The following is an 18,652-nucleotide window of genomic DNA, read 5'->3' as shown; positions in this document are numbered from 1 at the left end:
AAATTATTCTTATTTTTAATTAAGAGAATTCTGTACTTGTCTTATATTACTTAACGAGCACCTTCACCAGTTAAGACAACTTTAATTGTTTTAAACATAATTCGAATGTCCAACATGATTGATCGATGTTCAATATAATGTAAATCCAAGACTAACTTCTCTTTCGGTGTTAATTCATACCCGCCATTCACTTGTGCCCAACCAGTTAATCCTGGTTTGACTGTTAAGCGATTAGTGAAGCCTGGTACTTCATGATTAAATTTGACTAAAAAAAACGCTCTTTCAGGTCTAGGACCAACAAGACTCATATCTCCGCGTAAGACATTGACAAACTGCGGTAATTCGTCGATACGAGTTTTTCGAAGGAAGTGACCAAGTTTTGTAATACGAGGATCATCCGTACTAGCCCATTGTGGTCCATTTATCTCTGCATCCATACGCATTGTTCTTAACTTGTAAATATTAAAAATTTTCCCATTTAATCCAACTCGTTCTTGGATGAAAAGAGCAGGGCCAGGGGAATCAATTTTAATTAAAGCAATAAAGAACAATACGAATGGTAAAGAAATCACAAACGCGAGCGACGCAAAGACAATATCCAATGTTCTTTTTATAAATGAATAAAAAATACTTTTCTTTTTTAATGACTCAAGTTGTTGAATGGAATATCGGCTTTCAACCTTTTGTTGAGTATTCTGTAAGGCCATTTAAACACCCCAGTTTATAATTTAGGCCCATCCTTGCAAGTGCATTGCAACATGTCCTAATGTATAACGTTTACGTTGTATAACATCATAACAATTATAAATGTTCGCAGAAAAAAATCAAATTAATTTTATGTTACAAGCTTATTACTCCACATAAAAAGTTCACAAGGGTACCTTACACTTATAGTGTGTGCAAGAATGATTTATTAATCGGCATTACATTAATTAGTAATAGATCAAGTTTTTGTCCAGGTCGACTTTTTAGTTATTATTATTTTAGCATAAAGTAAGTGGAAAAATACGTCGCGTTGAATAGCACTTTTCCAAAGAAATTAAAGCCCCCAAATAGATGTCTCCATACTAAATGCATTATCATACGTTATTGTAAGAAAATAACTAAATAAAAGCATTCTACTATAAGAATAAAAGAGGATTTTACTACCTTTTAATAACCTTTGTTTTGTAATTGGGTATGTAATAACAATATTTTGATGATTCTCCTTATAATTTATTATGAATAAATTTAGGTTTTTTATCCTTACTTTAAATCTAAAGTAATCCTGTTTTTCTGTTCTTCCAAAAATCAACTCCCTCTTTCGTAATTGCTCAAGATTTTTAAACTTATGACAAACATTCGTTTTGCACTTTTCATTGCTGTTATATTTGGCTTTGAATTAAGTGGGCGCAATTTATAATTTATAAAGTCTCATAAAGGACTATATATAATTTTCAGAGTGGAGTGTCAATTTTTAATTATATGATGGTAAATAAAATGCTCGTATTAACCGCAGTTTTAATCACCGCATTATTAAACTTATTACCGCAGAAGAAATATGATTCTAATATTTTTTGATCGTTTAAATAATCTTCTTTCTCGAAAAAGGCGTAAGCAGAATAATCTTTTGTATATAACTTTAATTAGTAAATGAAAAAACAAATATTAGTGGGGATATGACTAGATATGATTATAGATGAAATGGATATCACTTAGTTTTCAATATTGTTAAATTTAATTTAAATTGAGTAGGAATCTCTTGAAGTGGAAGCAGTAATTGATATAAATTTTTTTATGCAGAGCGGATAGACAGTTTGATATTCGTATGCATATGAAAACTTTACTTTTGTATGAAATGATTAGATCAAATCGGCTGATCATATTGTAGTTGCTTAAAGTTTCCAACCAGATTATTAAGCATTATTACTAATGTTACTGTATAAAATCTTGTCAGTAAATACTTACTTTTGAAGAATGTTAGTGTTTTTTAAGGAATGGAATGAATAATTGTAGTAATATATTGAAGTGAGTCGAAATTTTTGTTTAATTTAGTCGAAAGGTTAGGTGTTAAATGCTAGCGAATTATTTCACGGTTTGTGGCTTTGGTAGTCATGAGATTGAGATTGAAAAATCGAAATTTATTTGTTACATAAATGAAGCGAAAACTGAAGTTGATGCGCAACGATTCATTTCAGAAATTAAAAAAAAGCATTTTGATGCATCTCATAATTGCTCAGCTTATTTAATCGGTGAAAATGATGAAATTCAAAAAGCCAATGATGATGGTGAACCGAGTGGTACGGCTGGGGTTCCAATGTTAGAAGTTTTGAAAAAGAGAGGATTAAAAGATACTGTTGTTGTTGTAACAAGGTATTTTGGCGGTAAAAAGCTTGGAGCAGGAGGACTAATTCGTGCATATGGACAGGCAGTCAGTGAAGGGTTAAACGCTGTTGGAATTGTTGAGCGCTCATTAGTAAAAGTACTGAACATAAAGATTAATTATAAATTGTTAGGTAAAGTAGAGTTCGCTTTACGTAACTCACATTATCATTTAGAAAATGTTAACCACATGGAAGATGTAAGCTTTGAACTTTGGATTAAGATTGATGAAGTAGATATCTTCAAAAACTGGATGATTGAGTTAACAAATGGTAGTTGCCATATAAATGAAAGTATTGTTAAATACATGTAGTAGTTTAGCTTTTTAAATAGTGAATTTTTGACTAATTTCAAATAGAACATTCATACTAACTTTAAAGGAGGTCTCTTCGAACAAATGAATCAGAATCATTCTCGAAAAATGGCCAAGAAAAGAAGAAAGAAAAAGAGAGGCTTAATTGGTAGGCTATTATTACTTATTATTGTAGTAGCCCTAGTGTTTGTAGGATATAAAGGCGTTAGAACATATCTTGAATTAAATAAAGCAACAAAAGGAGAAGACATTTCTTCAAACTTAAGAAATGAAAAAGTTGCAATATCGAAAGATCCAATATCGATTCTCTTCTTAGGGATTGAGAACTATTCAACTGGAGGAAAGGGTGGACGAACTGACTCGATGATCCTTGCTACCTTTAATCCAAAAGAGGAGACAATTAAAACAATGAGTATTCCTCGTGATACATATGTAAGTATCCCTGGACATGCAGATAAAACTAAAATAAACCATGCATATGCATATGGCGGTTTACAATTAACAGTTGATACAGTTGAGCAATTCTTAAATGTACCAATTGATTATTACGTTACTGTCGACTTTAATGGCTTTAAAAACATAGTTGACGCTGTTGGTGGGATAGATGTTGATGTACCTTTTGACTTCTGGGAAAATACAGATACTACACCAAGGAAAAAGGTTTACTTTACAAAAGGTATGATGCATTTAGATGGACAACAGGCATTAGCATATTCTCGTATGCGTAAACGTGATCCTCGTGGTGATTTTGGACGTGAAGAAAGACAACAACAAGTAATTAAAGCGATCTTAAATGAAATAAAATCACCTGAAACAATCATGAAAATGGATCAATATGCGAAAGTGTTCAGTAAAAATATTAGTACGAACATGAAAATGAGTGGTGGTATTTCACTTGCGAAGCATTTACCTAATATCACTGTAAATGACTTAGAAACAATAAAACTAAAAGGTCACGACGATACGATTCACGGTATTTACTATTATGTTCCTGAAGAGGAGAGCGTAAGAGAAATTACTAGCAAATTCCGTGTTCACTTAGGTTTAGAAAAACCACCTGCAAAAAATACAACTAATACAATCAATTCAGATAGTAGTTCTGAAAATGAAAATAGTACCAAACAATAAATAGGCAAAAAGCTGATTCTTTTACGGGAATCAGCTTTTTTATTGGGTCAATCGTAATATATTTGTAATACTTGTTAACATTGTGTTAAGGATGTTATAGAAGGGTATTTATTTTTTAAAGCTTATAATAAAATACCAATATATATTGGTAATATAAGGGTTGAATCGGAAAATATAAAAATTTTTGGTTATTTCAAATTTTTGTACAATTATAATCCTAATTACATTATAATATTAAATATACATAAATTTATTAGTCATTTAGTAATAGGCTAATGGGGGAAAAGGTGAATGACAGCTAGGAAAATGGACAATCAGACACTAGACGAAATCATGAATAATATGCTCTCATCTGTTATAGATAGTAAGTCCCATGTGTTTGGAATTGTTGAAGATACTCGCTCTGAATACGAGATATTAAGAGTAGAGCTTGAAGAAGTAAAATTACAAGTAGTAGAGAAGATTGAAAATACGGTTAGATTAGACTTATTAGCACGAGCGGCACGCCAAAAATTAACTGAAGTAGATGGGGACTATGCTAGGTATACTGAATCTCAAGTAAAGGCAGTATATGAAACCGTCCGAAATATCCAGGAACAGCATTTTCTTTCATTAAAAGAAGAAAAAGTTCTAAACCATCGTAGAAAAGAATTAGTAAATAAACTTCAGATTTTGTTAGCGAAACTACAAAAAGCCGAATTGTTAGTTGCCCGTATTTCAATTGTTTTAAACTACCTTAATACAGACTTTAAGCAAGTTAGTCATTTACTTGAAGATGTAAAACAAAAACAAGAATTTGGGTTTCAATTGATACAAGCTCAGGAAGAAGAGCGCATAAAGTTATCACGTGAAATACATGATGGGCCTGCCCAAACGTTAGCTAGTATATTAATGCAGTCAGATTTTTTAATTAAAACATATCGCCAAAGACCAGAAGAGGATGCAAGAAAGGAATTAAGTGATATGAAGGAACAAGTCCGTTGTGCGCTAGGGGAAGTAAGAAGAATTATATACGATCTACGCCCAGTGGCATTAGATGATTTAGGATTAGTTCCAGCCCTTAATAAATATTTAAAATCGCTTGAGTCGTATAAGCATATTGAAATTAAATTTGAATATTGTGGTCAAAGCAAAAAAAGACTTAACTCAAAAATAGAAGTTGCGATCTTTAGAATCGTCCAAGAGGCGGTTCAAAACGCATGTAAGCATGCTGATCCATCAACAATTTTTGTAAGATTAGAGTTTTTAAGAAATAAAATTAATGTTTTCGTTCAGGATGATGGAGTTGGTTTTCCTGTTGGAGATGGCCAGAGCGAAAACTCTTTTGGATTAATAGGAATGAAAGAACGCGTTGAGTTACTGAACGGTGATTTTAAAATCGAATCTATACTAGACGTAGGTACGACAATTAGAATCACTTTAGATGTAGAAATAGAGAATGAGTTAGAAATGGCATTTCAAAATAAAACGTCTGAAAATTTTTAAAAGTAAAATTTTATTTCATGTTTTTGGTGATTTGCGTCCAAACCATCCATAAAATATGTTAAAATATACTATAATTTAGAAAAAAATACCAATTTCTACAAATTTCGATAGATTAGCAAACGAGAACAAATAAACAGAGGAGTAATGAAATGAAAACTAGAATTGCAATTGTAGATGATCATAAACTGTTTCGTGAAGGAATTAAGAGAATCCTAGATTTTGAAGAGAGTTTTGATGTTGTTGCTGAAGGTTCAGACGGTACAGAGGTTGTAAGTATCATGGATCAAAATCAAGTAGATATATTTATTGTTGATATAAACATGCCGACAATGAACGGAGTAACTGCTACAAAAGCATTACTAGAAAAATATCCTGATGCAAAAGTAATTATTTTGTCAATTCATGATGATGAATCCTATGTAACTCATGTCCTAAAAGTGGGTGCAAGAGGCTATTTACTAAAAGAAATGGACTCAGATACCCTAATTGAAGCGATTAAAGTCGTTACAAAAGGTGGATGTTATTTACACCCGAAGATTACCCACAACCTAGTAGAAGAATTTAGAAGACTATCACTTAAGGAACAATTATTTAAATCTCGTGAAATAGAAGTACGCCGTCCATTACATTTACTTACTAGAAGAGAATGTGAAGTACTTCAAATGCTAGCAGATGGTAAAAGTAACCGTGCTATTGGTGAAGCTCTCTTCATTAGTGAAAAAACTGTCAAAAACCATGTAAGTAATATTCTGCAAAAGCTAGAAGTAAATGACCGAACTCATGCTGTAGTAACGGCAATTCGTAACGCTTGGGTAGAAGTGAAATAGTTAGGTACAAAAAACAGAGTATCGGATGATCGGTACTCTGTTTTAGTTTGTAGACAAAGTACAATCAATTTGATTTATCACTTTTTTAGTCTGAAGCATAGAATCAATAAAATGCCCACTTTTTCTTTTCAATAAATAGGCTTTTAAGTATAATAAGTCTTTCTAAGTCTAACTGAATTGTCGAATTGGCTCAGAGTAAAGAGAATGAAATACAATGATTTTACTTAATTAGTTGTGTAAAATTAAACCATTAAATACATAGTTAAACGTTACTATATATAATAAGAAAGGATATGACAATGAGAACTGCAATTGTTACAGATAGTACATCTTATATCCCCAAGGAAGTAAGAGATTCTTTAGATATACATATGTTACCTCTTAATGTAATCTTCGGAGATGCGTCCTACCAAGAAGAGGTTGAAATTACAGCCGAACAATTTTTCCTCAAGGTCCGAGAACAAAAGGAGCTTCCAAAAACTTCACAGCCTGCATACGGCACGATAATTGAAAAATTTGAACAGCTATCAAAAGAATATGACGCAGTTGTTGCAATCACTTTATCAAGTGGAATTAGTGGAACATATCAGAGTATTGTATCAGCTGGGTCAATGATTGATAACTTAGAAGTAGTCGCTTATGATTCGGAGATTAGCTGCATGGTCCAAGGGTTTTATGTCATAGATGCTGCGAAAATGGCAAAGAAAGGTGCTGGACCAACTGAAATCATTGAGCGTTTAGATGAAATAAAACTATCCGCTAATGCTTACTTCATGGTTTTTGATTTAGATCACCTACAACGCGGTGGAAGACTTTCAAGTGCACAAGCATTTGTAGGAAGTTTGCTACAAGTAAAGCCAATTCTAACATTTGTAGACAAACAAATTGTAGCCTTTGAAAAAATCCGAACTGAAAAAAAGGCAATGAAACGAATTACAGATTTATTTGGCGAAGTTGCATCAAAAGGCGAAAATATGAAAGCAGTCGTTATTCACTCAAATCGTGAAGAAGATGCAAAAAAATTAGCCCAACAACTTAGTGAAACATATCCAAATGTTGAATTAGAAACTTCATATTTTGGTCCAGTAATTGGAACGCATCTTGGTGAAGGTGCTTTAGGGTTGGGTTGGTATGTTGTTTGAGAAGGAGCTCCTTTGATTAGGGGCTTTCTTTTATTTTTGTGCAGTGAAAATTTATTATCGTAATTATTTGGGTATGCTTAACAATTGTTAATGACACAAATTATTTATATTGCTGACAAGAAATTTTCACTAGTGTTCATGTTATTAGTGATTGATTGAATGTAATATTGAAAGAAGCCCATATTAGGTAATCATTAAAAGAAAGTAGGTTAATAAATGGACAAATTTTACGGTAGAAAACTCCAACTTCTCCCCACAATAAACCATCAGGACATCCCTCCAACAAGTCTAGTTATTCAAGCGGTTCAAAAAGTTAAAACTCGTTATCAATGCTTCCGTTGTGGTAATCAAAATCAACTCTTTTTCGCCACTCATTTTTGTGCGAAATGTTCATCACAGTGTACGTATTGTCGGAAATGTATCATTATGGGGAAAATGTCGACATGTACAGAGCTAGTCATTAATGAAGTTGATATGAAGTTAGATTCTTCAATTACTGGGCTCGAATGGGATGGTAAACTTTCACCTCAGCAAAAAGAAGCATCTATTAAAGTAGTTGAAGCTGTGAACGAAAATCAGAATTTGTTACTTTGGGCAGTTTGTGGTGCAGGAAAAACAGAAATGTTGTTTGAAGGGATTGAAGCTGCACTTCAGCAAGGTAAATTCATTTGTATTACAACACCTCGAGTAGACGTTGTGTTAGAGCTAGCGATTAGATTCAGACAATCCTTCCCTACTATTTCAATTGCAGTACTTTATGGAGGTAGTGAAGAGGTATGGGAAGGAAATAGGATAACGATTTGTACAGTACATCAGTTAATGAAATTTAGGCATACCTTCCACTTATTGATTATCGATGAAGTTGATGCTTTTCCTTATAATATTGAAACACATTTGCACTGGGTTGCAAAAGAATCAAGAACAATTAATGGTTCTACAGTACAAATGACTGCTACCCCCTCTAGTGAACAACAACTACTTGCACTTAAAGATAAAATCAAAAATGTAATGGTCCCCGCAAGATACCATAGGCAACCCCTACCAGTACCGAGCTTTGAATGGATTGGTAACTGGCGTAAAACCATCCGCAAATCACAAAAACTTCCAACTTTTTTAGAAAAATGGATAAAATTATTTATTCAAAAGGGCTGCCCGATCTTTTTGTTTGTCCCTACAATTAATGAATGTATTTTTATAGAAGGAGGCTGTTAAAAAGATAACAGTTAAATCAGCATCAGTTCATAGTCAAGATCCACAAAGGCATGAAAAAGTAAGTGCTTTTCGAAATGGTGATACTCAAGTTTTAATCACAACGACAATTTTAGAGAGAGGCGTTACGATTTCGAATAGCCAAATTGCGGTACTAGGCGCTGATGATGAGATTTTTACTGAAAGCGCACTAGTTCAAATTGCTGGTCGTGCTGGTAGACATATTAATTATGCAAATGGAGAGGTTATCTTTTTTCATAATGGAATTAGCGAAGAAATGGTCAAAGCTAAAAAGCAAATACTTCTAATGAATCATTTAGGGATTGAGAAAGGCTGGTTGGATAATAAGTGATTTGTGTATATTGTGGTGTTCGCTTTATTGAGAAGTTTTCCTTGCATAAATTGTTTTTTCTAAGCAATGAATCAGCTTGTTCACAATGTCTATCGAAGTTTAAAAAAATTATTGATCCTGTTTGTGAAATTTGTTGTGGTTACATTATGGAGAATCAAAAGCATTGTAAAAATTGTTTAGAGTATATGAGTTTAAAGCAAGATATGCCGTTAATTATTAATAAGTCGATATTTCATTACACAAATGAAGTAAAAGAGTGGCTCAATAATTTTAAATTTTGTGGTGATGTTCAATTAGCATCTATATTTGCAAGTGATTTGAGGGAATACTATGAAAATTCTTTCAAAAATTATAAAATAGTTCCAATACCACTTAGTGATGAGAGACTAAAGGAACGAGGTTTTAATCAAGTTGAAGTGCTCGCACAATATGCAGGTTTAAATTTAACAAATTGTTTAGAAAGAATTCATACTGAAAAACAAAGTAAGCTAAACCGTTATGAAAGACTAAGCCGTGAACAAGTTTTTTCTTTTTGTGGTGTGGAAAAAATCGATAACGAATCGATCGTAATACTTGATGATGTGTATACAACTGGTAAAACGGTACAAGATGCTGCAACCATATTGTTACAAAATGGTGCTACTGAAGTGCATTCACTCACATTAATTCGGGCATAAAGCTAGGTTACCTGTCATGTATAAAAGAACTTAATTTTACGACGAGTTTTACCGATATAAATAGTGGTCATTGGACAGAATAAAACAAAAATATAATTAATAATAAAGTGACGAGGTATAAAACGATTAGCGATGAGGTGAGAAAAGTGAAGGGTAATACATCTGATGAGGATAAAGTTCATTTACATGAATACAATATAGAAAAAATCGAACTTAATAAACGAGAACAAGAAGGAAAAATAGAAATCTCCCCTCAAGCCAAGGATAATCTAATCGCCAATCAGATAATCGCTAAACGTGATGAACGTATACAGCAATTAAAAAAACAAATTGACGAGGGAACATACAAAGTTCAACCAATGAAAGTGGCTGAAAAAATGCTTAGCTATTTTAATAAGAAATAAAGGCCAACAACAAAAACCGGGTTGTTACTAAAATTGTTACTATATAAGAAGAAATAGGAAAGAACTTAGCAAAAATGTTAAGTTCTTTCTGTGTGTAGGTAAGGAAATAAGTAAGGATTTTCATACAATATTAAAGCCTCTGCTATTTGAGTTGTGAAGTTTTAAAAGTGGTCTTTCATTTTATAGTATTTTAATTTGATTTGGAGGAAAGTTAATATTAATTATTTTGATAATAACTTAATAAAATAATGGAAAGATTTTCTTAATATATCACACAATTTTTTCTAATAATGTGATAAACTCAAATGGTTTAGTTTTTAACTTTTTATGTAGAGGTGTACATATGTTATCGATTTTAAAACGATACTTAATTGGTAAACCACTTAAGTCAACAGAGTTAAGTGAACAAAGGTTATCGAATACGAAGGCCTTGGCGATCCTATCGTCAGATGCGCTTTCTTCAGTAGCATACGGTCCAGAGCAGATTTTGATCGTTTTAACTACGGTTGGAGCGGTAGCGTATTGGTATTCGGTTCCGATTGGTATAGGCGTTCTGATTTTATTATTAGCATTAATTTTATCTTACCGCCAAATTATTTTTAGTTATCCTCATGGTGGAGGCGCTTATGTCGTGTCGAAACAAAACCTCGGTGTTATTCCAGGTTTAGTTGCCGGTGGATCCTTGTTAGTTGACTATATCTTGACAGTAGCGGTTAGTGTGTCAGCAGGAACGGATGCGATTACGTCCGCTTTCCCAATTTTGCATACTCATACAGTCTTTATTGCTGTTATCTTAGTTATTTGTATTACAATTTTAAACTTACGCGGGCTAACTGAATCTGCTTCGATTTTGGCATATCCAGTTTATTTATTCGTTGTAGCACTTGTTATTATCATTATCGTAGGTTTATACAATGTTTTTACAGGCCATGCGCCACAAACAGCACATTCAGCGATTGGTACGGTTGTTCCAGGGATTTCGCTCTTTATTCTTTTAAAGGCATTTTCATCTGGTTGCTCAGCCTTAACTGGTGTAGAAGCAATTTCAAATGCTATTCCGAACTTTAAAGTGCCTTCAGATAAAAATGCGGCAAAAACACTATTGATGATGGGTTCGATTTTAGCAGTACTATTCTCGGGAATAATGTTTTTAGCTTACTGGTATGGAATTGTACCAAATGCAGAAGAAACGGTTATGTCTCAATTAGGTTCTGATATTTTCGGACGAAATGTAATCTATTACTTTGTACAAGGTACAACAGCGCTTATCCTTGTATTAGCAGCTAATACAGGATTTTCAGCATTCCCATTACTTGCTTATAACTTAGCTAGTGATAAATTTATGCCTAGAATGTATTTACTTCGAGGAGATCGTTTAGGATATTCAAATGGTATTATTACACTTGGTGTAGCTTCAATTTTACTAATTATTGCTTTCCAAGGTAAAACAGAAGAATTAATTCCATTGTATGCGGTTGGTGTATTCGTACCATTTACACTTTCTCAAACAGGTATGGTAATTAAATGGATTAGAGAAAAACCGGCAGGCTGGTTCCCGAAATTAATTGCAAACTTCGTTGGAGCATTTATTTCAGCAACAGTTTCGATTATTTTCTTAACTACTAAGTTAAATCAAGTTTGGTCAATTTTTGTTTTCTTACCTTTGATTGTTATTCTATTCTTAAGAATTCGTAAGCATTATGAAGCAGTGGGTGACCAATTAAGATTAAATAATGATATTCCTGAAAAAATCAGTGGAAATATCATGGTTGTGCCTGTTGCTGGGATTACAAAAGTAGTTGAACGTACAATGCAATATGCTCAAGGTATTGCGGATGAAGTTTATGCTGTTTACATTTCTTTTGATAAAGAAAGTGAAGAGCAAATGAGAGAAAAGTGGGAGGCTTGGAATCCTAACGTAAAACTCATTGTTGAACATTCCGAGTATCGAGAAATTACTAGACCACTTTTAAAAGTAATAGATGAAATGGAAGCTAAAGCTCATGAACAAGGCTTTGAAATTACAGTTTTAATACCACAGTTTATTACGAGGAAAAATTGGCATAATGTTTTACATAATCAATCAAGCTTATTACTACGAGCGTATTTACTTCATAAACGAAGTGTTATTGTAACGACTGTACCTTATAGATTTAAGGTGTAGAGGGCAGGGGTTTTGAAGAAGGAAAAACACTTTAGTAGGAAAAATGATATAAATTTTCTTTTCATAAAAACAGGAAAATAATAATGGGACAAGTCAGAAGGTAAGCGAATATGATAGGTAAGGGAATAGTTAGAATTTTTCGTTATTTGTCGAATTCGTGAAAAAAAAGGCGATAAGCTACTTTTGACTTGTTCTAGTTTTATGATGTATAGTTGAATTGTGGAGAAGATTCACAAGTTTTCGACTGAAGGGAATGGATTTGAATGCAAGGTAAAGTAAAATGGTTTAATGCAGAAAAAGGTTTTGGATTTATCGAGCGTGAAGATGGAGACGATGTATTCGTACATTTCTCAGCTATCAACGCAGAAGGATACAAATCTTTAGAAGAAGGCCAAGCAGTTAGCTTCGAAATCGTTGAAGGTAACCGTGGACCTCAAGCTGCTAATGTTACTAAAATTTAATTTATCCGTTAATAAGTAAATATTTGCTTATATAGATTCGGACCACGAGGGCTTACTCATTTTGAGTAAGCCTTTGTTTGTTTTAAATTATTGAGTATCTTTATAAATAATAATCTAATCTATACCAAAAAGTTCATTAAATGGACACAGAGATTTCTCATATTTGACAAAAATTTCAAGGAGGAAATAGAGAAAGAAGTGTAGAATATAAGTATGACAGCTTTCACTTTTGGAGCTTGATGAAGGAGGAAACCCATATGATGCTAAACATCCGAGGCGAAAATATTGAAATTACTCCAGCGATTCGTGATTACGTAGATAAAAAATTATCGCGATTTGATCGTTATTTTGACGAAGAGTTAACGGCGAGAGTTAATGCTAAAGTATTCCACGACAAGCAAAGAATTGAAGTAACTATTCCTGGAACGTATATGTTATTACGTGCAGAAGAAGAACATGCAGATTTGTATGCAGCTGTCGATTTAGTTATTGATAAACTAGATCGTCAAATTAGAAAACATAAAACGAAAGTAAATCGCAAGTTAAGAGAAAAAGGCTCATTAAAATTCATGTTTGCACCATCAACTACTGAATCAGCTGTTGCAGTAGAAGAGCACGAAAATGATATTGAGTTAGTTCGAACAAAGCAATTTGATTTAAAACCTATGGATGCAGAAGAAGCAGTGCTACAGATGAATATGTTAGGTCATAACTTCTTTGTATTCTTAAATGGTGAAACAAATAAAACGAACATCGTTTACGCTAGAAAAGATGGTCGTTATGGTTTAATTGAAGCCAAATAAAATTAATAAAAATAATAATAAAAGGACTGAGCAGAACAATTAGCTTAGTCCTTTTTTGGTTTTTTTGCTTATTTTCAAAAATATTAATTAATTCTAATAGAACATTCTCGACATAAGGTTGTCACTTATCTTCATTTAATGATAAAATTAGAAATAGTATCTACTAACTTAATGACATTTTAGTTTATGACTTTATAATAGAGGAGCGTTACGAATGCTTGGAATGATAAAAAAGGTTTTTGATCTTAATCAGCGACAATTAAATAAAATGCAAAAACAAGTTGATCAAGTTTTATCTTTACAGGATCAGTATACAAAATTATCTGATGATGAACTTAGAGGTAAAACATTTGAATTTAAAGAGCGTATTCAAAAAGGTGAAACTCTTGATGATATTTTAGTTGAAGCGTTTGCCGTTGTTCGTGAAGGTGCTACTCGTGTGCTTGGTATGACTCCATATCCTGTACAGTTATTAGGTGGAATTTCTTTACATGAAGGTAATATCTCAGAAATGAAAACTGGGGAAGGTAAAACTTTAACTTCCACTTTACCTGTTTACTTAAATGCATTAAGTAGCGAAGGTGTTCACGTTGTTACAGTCAATGAATACTTAGCTAGTCGTGATGCTCGTGAAATGGGTCAATTATATGAGTTCTTAGGACTTACTGTTGGTCTAAATTTAAATAGTATGGAACCAGATGAAAAGCGTGAAGCATATGCTTGTGATATTACTTATAGTACAAATAATGAATTAGGATTTGACTATTTACGTGATAACATGGTTGTATACGCTGAACAACGAGTACAACGTCCACTAAACTATGCTATTATCGATGAGGTTGACTCAATTTTAATTGACGAAGCGCGTACTCCATTAATTATTTCTGGACAAGCAAAACAGTCTGCACAATCTTATATTGCAGCGAATGCATTTGTTGGAATGCTTAAGCTAGACAAAGATTATACGTACGATGTAAAAACAAAATCTGTTTTATTAACTGAAGATGGTATTTCACGCGCAGAGAAAGCTTTTGGCGTAGAAAACCTATTTGATTTGAAAAATGTTAACTTAAACCATCATATTACTCAGGCATTACGTGCTCATGTTACGATGACTCATGATGTAGATTATGTAGTTCAAGATGGTGAAATTGTTATCGTTGACCAATTTACTGGTCGTTTGATGAAAGGTCGCCGCTACAGTGAAGGTCTTCACCAGGCAATCGAAGCAAAAGAAGGACTAAAAATTCAAAACGAAAGTATGACGCTTGCGACAATTACTTTCCAAAACTACTTCCGTATGTACAAAAAACTTTCGGGTATGACAGGTACAGCTAAAACTGAGGAAGAAGAATTCCGTAATATTTACAATATGAATGTTCTAGTTATTCCTACGAACCGACCAATCGCTCGTATGGATAAACCTGATCTAGTATACAAAACAATGACTGGCAAATTTAATGCTGTTGTTGATGAAATCGTTGAGCGTTACAAAGCTGGACAACCGGTTCTAGTTGGTACAGTAGCGATCGAGACTTCGGAGTTAATATCTCAATTGTTAAAACGTAAAGGTGTTAAACACGAAGTATTAAATGCGAAAAACCATGAACGTGAGGCAGATATTATCGCATTAGCTGGTCACCGTGGCGCAGTTACTATTGCGACAAACATGGCTGGTCGTGGTACAGATATTAAATTAGGTGAAGGCATTCGTGAGCTTGGTGGATTAGCTGTTATTGGTACTGAGCGTCATGAAAGCCGTCGTATTGATAATCAGTTACGTGGTCGTTCTGGTCGTCAAGGAGACCCTGGTGTGACAACTTTCTATTTATCAATGGAAGATGAATTAATGCGTCGTTTTGGTTCAGATAATTTATCAGTTATGATGGACCGTTTAGGATTAGATGATTCTCAACCGATTGAAAGTAAAATGGTTTCTCGTGCAGTTGAATCCGCACAAAAACGAGTAGAAGGTAATAACTTTGATGCTCGTAAACAATTACTTCAATACGATGATGTATTACGTCAACAACGTGAAGTTATTTATGCTCAACGTTCTGAAGTTATTGATTCAACTGATTTACAACCAATCGTTAAGAATATGATTGAAGGTACTATTAATAGAGTAGTTCAAGCTCATACTCCAAACGAACAACTTCAAGAAGAGTGGAATGTAGAAGGAATCATTGATTTCTTAGAAGCAAACTTATTAAATGAAGATGAAATTGCAGTTGAACAATTACGTGTAATTGAACCAGATGAAATGGTTGAATTAATTCAAAAAACAGTATTCGAGCGTTACGAAGAAAAACAAGTAGCTTTACCAATTGAACAAATGCGTGAGTTTGAAAAAGTTGTATTATTACGTACTGTTGATAACAAGTGGATGGCTCATATCGATTCTATGGATCAACTTCGTGAAGGAATCCATTTACGTGCATATGCACAAATTGATCCACTACGTGAATATCAAATGGAAGGCTTCGCAATGTTTGAAGAGATGATTGCTTCAATTGAAGAAGAAGTATCTCGCATTATTATGAAAGCTGAAATTGAAGCTGACGTAGAGCGTGAAGCTGTACAAGGCGATGCAATTCATGTAAGTAATGATGGTGATGGTGAAGTAAAGAAAAAACCAATCGTAAAAGGCGAAGAGACTGGCCGTAATGAAGATTGTCCTTGTGGATCAGGTAAGAAGTATAAAAACTGCCACGGTAAAGGAATCTAATAAAATAGAAACTATATGAAAAGGGGCAAGGGCAAGTAGTTATAAAAGAGAGGAGTAACTTTTAAAGGTTATTCTTACTTTACTACTTGTCTTTACCTGCTTTTTATTGTTCGTAAAATTTAATCGAGGTGTTATGTAATGGAATTAGTAGAAGTAAAGCAAGAACTAGAAAAGATGGCGAAACGCCTTCAAGCATTTAGGGGGTCTCTTTGACGTCGAAACAAAACAAGCAAGACTAGAGGAGCTTGAAGCGTTTATGTCAGAGCCAGATTTTTGGGATGATCAAAAATCTGCACAAGTAGTAATTAGTGAAGTGAATGGTTTAAAAGAGGTTATTAATGAATTCAATGATTTAAATGATGGATATGAGAATCTTGAAGTAACATATGAGTTAGTTAAAGAAGAAAATGACGATGAACTATTTGAAGAACTAATAACTGAAGTAAAATCTTTAACTGGAAAACTAAATGATTTCGAACTTCAATTATTATTAAGCGAGCCATATGATAAAAATAATGCAATTCTTGAGCTTCATCCAGGAGCAGGTGGAACCGAGTCTCAAGATTGGGGTTCAATGTTATTACGTATGTATACTAGATGGGCTGAAAAACGTGGATTTAAAGTCGAAACTTTAGATTATCTACCTGGTGATGAGGCTGGTATTAAGAGTGTAACTTTAGCGATTAAAGGTCATAATGCATATGGCTATTTAAAAGCAGAAAAAGGCGTTCATCGTTTAGTGCGTATATCTCCATTCGATTCATCAGGTCGTCGTCATACGTCTTTCGTTTCTTGTGAAATAATGCCTGAGTTCAATGAAGAAATTGAAATCGATATACGTACAGAAGATTTAAAAATTGATACGTATCGTGCAAGTGGAGCAGGTGGTCAGCACATTAATACAACTGACTCAGCAGTACGTATTACACATGTACCAACTAACACAGTAGTAACATGTCAAACAGAGCGTTCACAAATTAAAAACCGTGAACATGCAATGAAAATGTTAAAAGCAAAACTATATCAACGTAAAATAGAAGAGCAACAAGCTCAACTAGATGAAATCCGTGGAGAACAAAAAGAAATTGGCTGGGGAAGTCAAATTCGTTCATATGTTTTCCACCCATACTCAATGGTTAAAGATCATCGAACAAACACAGAGGTTGGTAATGTACATGCAGTAATGGATGGAGATCTTGATCCATTTATTGATGCTTACTTACGTTCTAAGATTTAATGTTGAAAAATGGGCTGATAAGATTGGGGGAAACTTCTTTCTTACCAGCCCTAATCTTTGGGGACAAAAGAGGTATATTTAATCATAAGTTGGTCTGTAAATCCATCTTTTAACCTAAAACATCTTCTATCAGACTGCCCGCCAAATGCTTGCGATTAATCTAAACATCAATTTTTTGGACTTTGTCTAAACGGACAACTTCTAAGTTAGGAGATGTTATTCTTTTGAGCTTTTTTCCTTAGGGGGTTAGTAAGGATTTTGCCTTACTAATGTGAGGGAGTTACATGAATCATATTTATTTTTAAGGTGTTTTACAAATGGAAGAAAGTAAATTTTGTTTATATGTAATTAAATCTTATTGTTTTTTTCATAATAAAAAATAGAGAGAGTATCCGATAAAAAGGATATAAAATAGAAAAGTTGTCTGTTAGTGAGAAATATTGAGGGGGATAAGTTTGAAAAAGGTCAGATATTCTACTGCTCTAACTGTAGGGTGGGGAAAAACGTTTTTTGAGTACTTTTTTGTGTTAGTTGGTTCTGCAATTATTGCTGTCGCGTTTTGTGTGTTTTTATTACCAAATCATATTGCTTCTGGTGGGGTAAGTGGTATTTCGACGATATTAAAGAGTACGATGGGATTTAATCCTGCATTTGTACAATGGGCATTTAATATACCTTTATTTATTGCAGGGATAACTTTCTTAGGTAGACAATTTGGCGCTAAAACATTAGTTGGAACAATTTTTATTCCACTTGTTGTTTATTTAGTTGATTTATACAATATAAAACCAGCAACTGATAATCCACTTTTGGCATCAATTTTTGGTGGACTATTTATTGGTTTAGGTCTAGGAATCGTGTTCCGTGGGAAAGCTTCTACTGGTGGAACAGATTTAGCAGCTCAAATTGTTCATAAATATACTGGATTATCACTTGGGGTTTGTGTAGCATTTATCGACGGATTAATTGTTCTTACATCAGCAATTGTTTTTAATCTTGAAAGTGGTATGTATGCACTGATTGCACTTTTTGTTACGAGTAAAACAATCGATTTAGTTCAAATTGGTCTTGCTAGATCAAAAATGGCACTAATCATTACATCAGAAGTGGAGCCTGTAACAGCCGCAATAGTTCACGAATTAGATCGTGGAGTAACAAAGCTAACTGGTGTTGGTGGATATACAAATGAAGACCGTTTAGTATTAATGTGTGTACTTGATCAAACTGAATTTTCTTCTCTTCGGGATATCGTTCGGTCAGTTGATCGAAATGCTTTCATTACAGTCGTGGATGCAACAGAAGTTCTTGGAGAAGGTTTCACAAATTTGACATAAAAAGGTAAAATAAATATTTTTATTAGT

16 protein-coding genes are annotated in these 18,652 nt (G+C 33.4%); 15 read left to right on the top strand and 1 reads right to left on the bottom strand.

What is annotated here, in order from left to right; translation table 11 throughout:
- Positions 1–50: 50 nt before the first annotated feature.
- Positions 51–707, bottom strand: coding sequence for a sugar transferase (locus ACFVR2_RS13115; RefSeq protein ID WP_025671303.1), 657 nt, complete (start codon positions 705–707; stop codon positions 51–53).
- A gap of 1,346 nt (positions 708–2,053) precedes the next feature.
- On the opposite strand from ACFVR2_RS13115, the gene ACFVR2_RS13110 reads away from it, so the two are divergent.
- From ACFVR2_RS13110 to ACFVR2_RS13040, 15 genes are all read left to right on the top strand, one after another.
- Positions 2,054–2,674 carry a YigZ family protein gene (locus ACFVR2_RS13110; RefSeq protein WP_387362311.1) on the top strand — a complete coding sequence of 207 codons (621 nt, stop codon included), beginning with the start codon at positions 2,054–2,056 and terminating at the stop codon, positions 2,672–2,674.
- Positions 2,675–2,758: 84 nt separating this feature from the next.
- Positions 2,759–3,802, top strand: a complete 1,044-nt coding sequence (locus ACFVR2_RS13105) for an LCP family protein (protein ID WP_387362309.1) — start codon at positions 2,759–2,761, stop codon at positions 3,800–3,802.
- Between the two features lie 291 nt (positions 3,803–4,093).
- A complete protein-coding gene (locus tag ACFVR2_RS13100) occupies positions 4,094–5,287 on the top strand; it encodes a sensor histidine kinase (RefSeq protein ID WP_387362307.1) in 1,194 nt (397 codons plus the stop codon).
- Positions 5,288–5,436: 149 nt separating this feature from the next.
- Complete coding sequence (locus tag ACFVR2_RS13095; RefSeq protein ID WP_387362305.1) at positions 5,437–6,114, top strand: response regulator; 678 nt, start codon at positions 5,437–5,439, stop codon at positions 6,112–6,114.
- Positions 6,115–6,413: 299 nt separating this feature from the next.
- Positions 6,414–7,256: a DegV family protein gene (locus ACFVR2_RS13090; protein WP_387362303.1), complete on the top strand. Its 843-nt coding sequence runs from the start codon at positions 6,414–6,416 to the stop codon at positions 7,254–7,256.
- Between the two features lie 426 nt (positions 7,257–7,682).
- On the top strand, positions 7,683–8,468 hold the full coding sequence (locus ACFVR2_RS13085; RefSeq protein ID WP_387362301.1) for a DEAD/DEAH box helicase family protein: 786 nt from the start codon (positions 7,683–7,685) through the stop codon (positions 8,466–8,468).
- Between the two features lie 4 nt (positions 8,469–8,472).
- Positions 8,473–8,817: a helicase-related protein gene (locus ACFVR2_RS13080; RefSeq protein ID WP_387362803.1), complete on the top strand. Its 345-nt coding sequence runs from the start codon at positions 8,473–8,475 to the stop codon at positions 8,815–8,817.
- A 146-nt stretch (positions 8,818–8,963) separates the two neighbouring features.
- Entirely contained in the window at positions 8,964–9,494 is a 531-nt protein-coding gene (locus ACFVR2_RS13075; RefSeq protein WP_387362299.1) for a ComF family protein, read from the top strand.
- Between the two features lie 146 nt (positions 9,495–9,640).
- The gene (locus ACFVR2_RS13070; RefSeq protein WP_387362297.1) at positions 9,641–9,898 is read left to right on the top strand and encodes a flagellar biosynthesis anti-sigma factor FlgM; all 258 of its coding nucleotides are present in this window, start codon (positions 9,641–9,643) and stop codon (positions 9,896–9,898) included.
- A gap of 343 nt (positions 9,899–10,241) precedes the next feature.
- Entirely contained in the window at positions 10,242–12,062 is a 1,821-nt protein-coding gene (locus ACFVR2_RS13065; protein WP_387362295.1) for an APC family permease, read from the top strand.
- A gap of 263 nt (positions 12,063–12,325) precedes the next feature.
- A complete protein-coding gene (cspD, locus tag ACFVR2_RS13060) occupies positions 12,326–12,523 on the top strand; it encodes a cold-shock protein CspD (protein ID WP_056469532.1) in 198 nt (65 codons plus the stop codon).
- Between the two features lie 257 nt (positions 12,524–12,780).
- Positions 12,781–13,326 carry a ribosome hibernation-promoting factor, HPF/YfiA family gene (gene hpf / locus ACFVR2_RS13055; protein ID WP_056469534.1) on the top strand — a complete coding sequence of 182 codons (546 nt, stop codon included), beginning with the start codon at positions 12,781–12,783 and terminating at the stop codon, positions 13,324–13,326.
- A 214-nt stretch (positions 13,327–13,540) separates the two neighbouring features.
- Complete coding sequence (gene secA / locus ACFVR2_RS13050; RefSeq protein WP_387362293.1) at positions 13,541–16,054, top strand: preprotein translocase subunit SecA; 2,514 nt, start codon at positions 13,541–13,543, stop codon at positions 16,052–16,054.
- 138 nt (positions 16,055–16,192) lie between these two features.
- Positions 16,193–17,291, top strand: a protein-coding gene (prfB, locus tag ACFVR2_RS13045; RefSeq protein WP_387362291.1) for a peptide chain release factor 2 whose coding sequence is annotated in 2 segments (ribosomal slippage) — positions 16,193–16,255 and positions 16,257–17,291 — 1,098 coding nt in all. Because the reading frame shifts where the segments join, the coding sequence is not laid out codon by codon here.
- Between the two features lie 455 nt (positions 17,292–17,746).
- The gene (locus ACFVR2_RS13040) at positions 17,747–18,625 is read left to right on the top strand and encodes a YitT family protein (protein WP_387362289.1); all 879 of its coding nucleotides are present in this window, start codon (positions 17,747–17,749) and stop codon (positions 18,623–18,625) included.
- Positions 18,626–18,652 lie beyond the last annotated feature (27 nt).

The organism is Gottfriedia sp. NPDC057991, assembly GCF_042886615.1.
In the GTDB taxonomy this organism is placed as follows: domain Bacteria; phylum Bacillota; class Bacilli; order Bacillales; family Bacillaceae_G; genus Gottfriedia.
This window is presented reverse-complemented; position numbering and strand designations above follow the sequence as displayed.

What these genes read in the sequence shown, in the direction of transcription:
- ACFVR2_RS13115 (WP_025671303.1), bottom strand. Translation starts at nt 707, where the DNA reads ATGGCCTTACAGAATACTCAACAAAAGGTTGAAAGCCGATATTCCATT.
- ACFVR2_RS13110 (WP_387362311.1), top strand. Translation starts at nt 2,054, where the DNA reads ATGCTAGCGAATTATTTCACGGTTTGTGGCTTTGGTAGTCATGAGATT.
- ACFVR2_RS13105 (WP_387362309.1), top strand. Translation starts at nt 2,759, where the DNA reads ATGAATCAGAATCATTCTCGAAAAATGGCCAAGAAAAGAAGAAAGAAA.
- ACFVR2_RS13100 (WP_387362307.1), top strand. Translation starts at nt 4,094, where the DNA reads ATGACAGCTAGGAAAATGGACAATCAGACACTAGACGAAATCATGAAT.
- ACFVR2_RS13095 (WP_387362305.1), top strand. Translation starts at nt 5,437, where the DNA reads ATGAAAACTAGAATTGCAATTGTAGATGATCATAAACTGTTTCGTGAA.
- ACFVR2_RS13090 (WP_387362303.1), top strand. Translation starts at nt 6,414, where the DNA reads ATGAGAACTGCAATTGTTACAGATAGTACATCTTATATCCCCAAGGAA.
- ACFVR2_RS13085 (WP_387362301.1), top strand. Translation starts at nt 7,683, where the DNA reads ATGGGGAAAATGTCGACATGTACAGAGCTAGTCATTAATGAAGTTGAT.
- ACFVR2_RS13075 (WP_387362299.1), top strand. Translation starts at nt 8,964, where the DNA reads ATGGAGAATCAAAAGCATTGTAAAAATTGTTTAGAGTATATGAGTTTA.
- ACFVR2_RS13065 (WP_387362295.1), top strand. Translation starts at nt 10,242, where the DNA reads ATGTTATCGATTTTAAAACGATACTTAATTGGTAAACCACTTAAGTCA.
- cspD (WP_056469532.1), top strand. Translation starts at nt 12,326, where the DNA reads ATGCAAGGTAAAGTAAAATGGTTTAATGCAGAAAAAGGTTTTGGATTT.
- hpf (WP_056469534.1), top strand. Translation starts at nt 12,781, where the DNA reads ATGATGCTAAACATCCGAGGCGAAAATATTGAAATTACTCCAGCGATT.
- secA (WP_387362293.1), top strand. Translation starts at nt 13,541, where the DNA reads ATGCTTGGAATGATAAAAAAGGTTTTTGATCTTAATCAGCGACAATTA.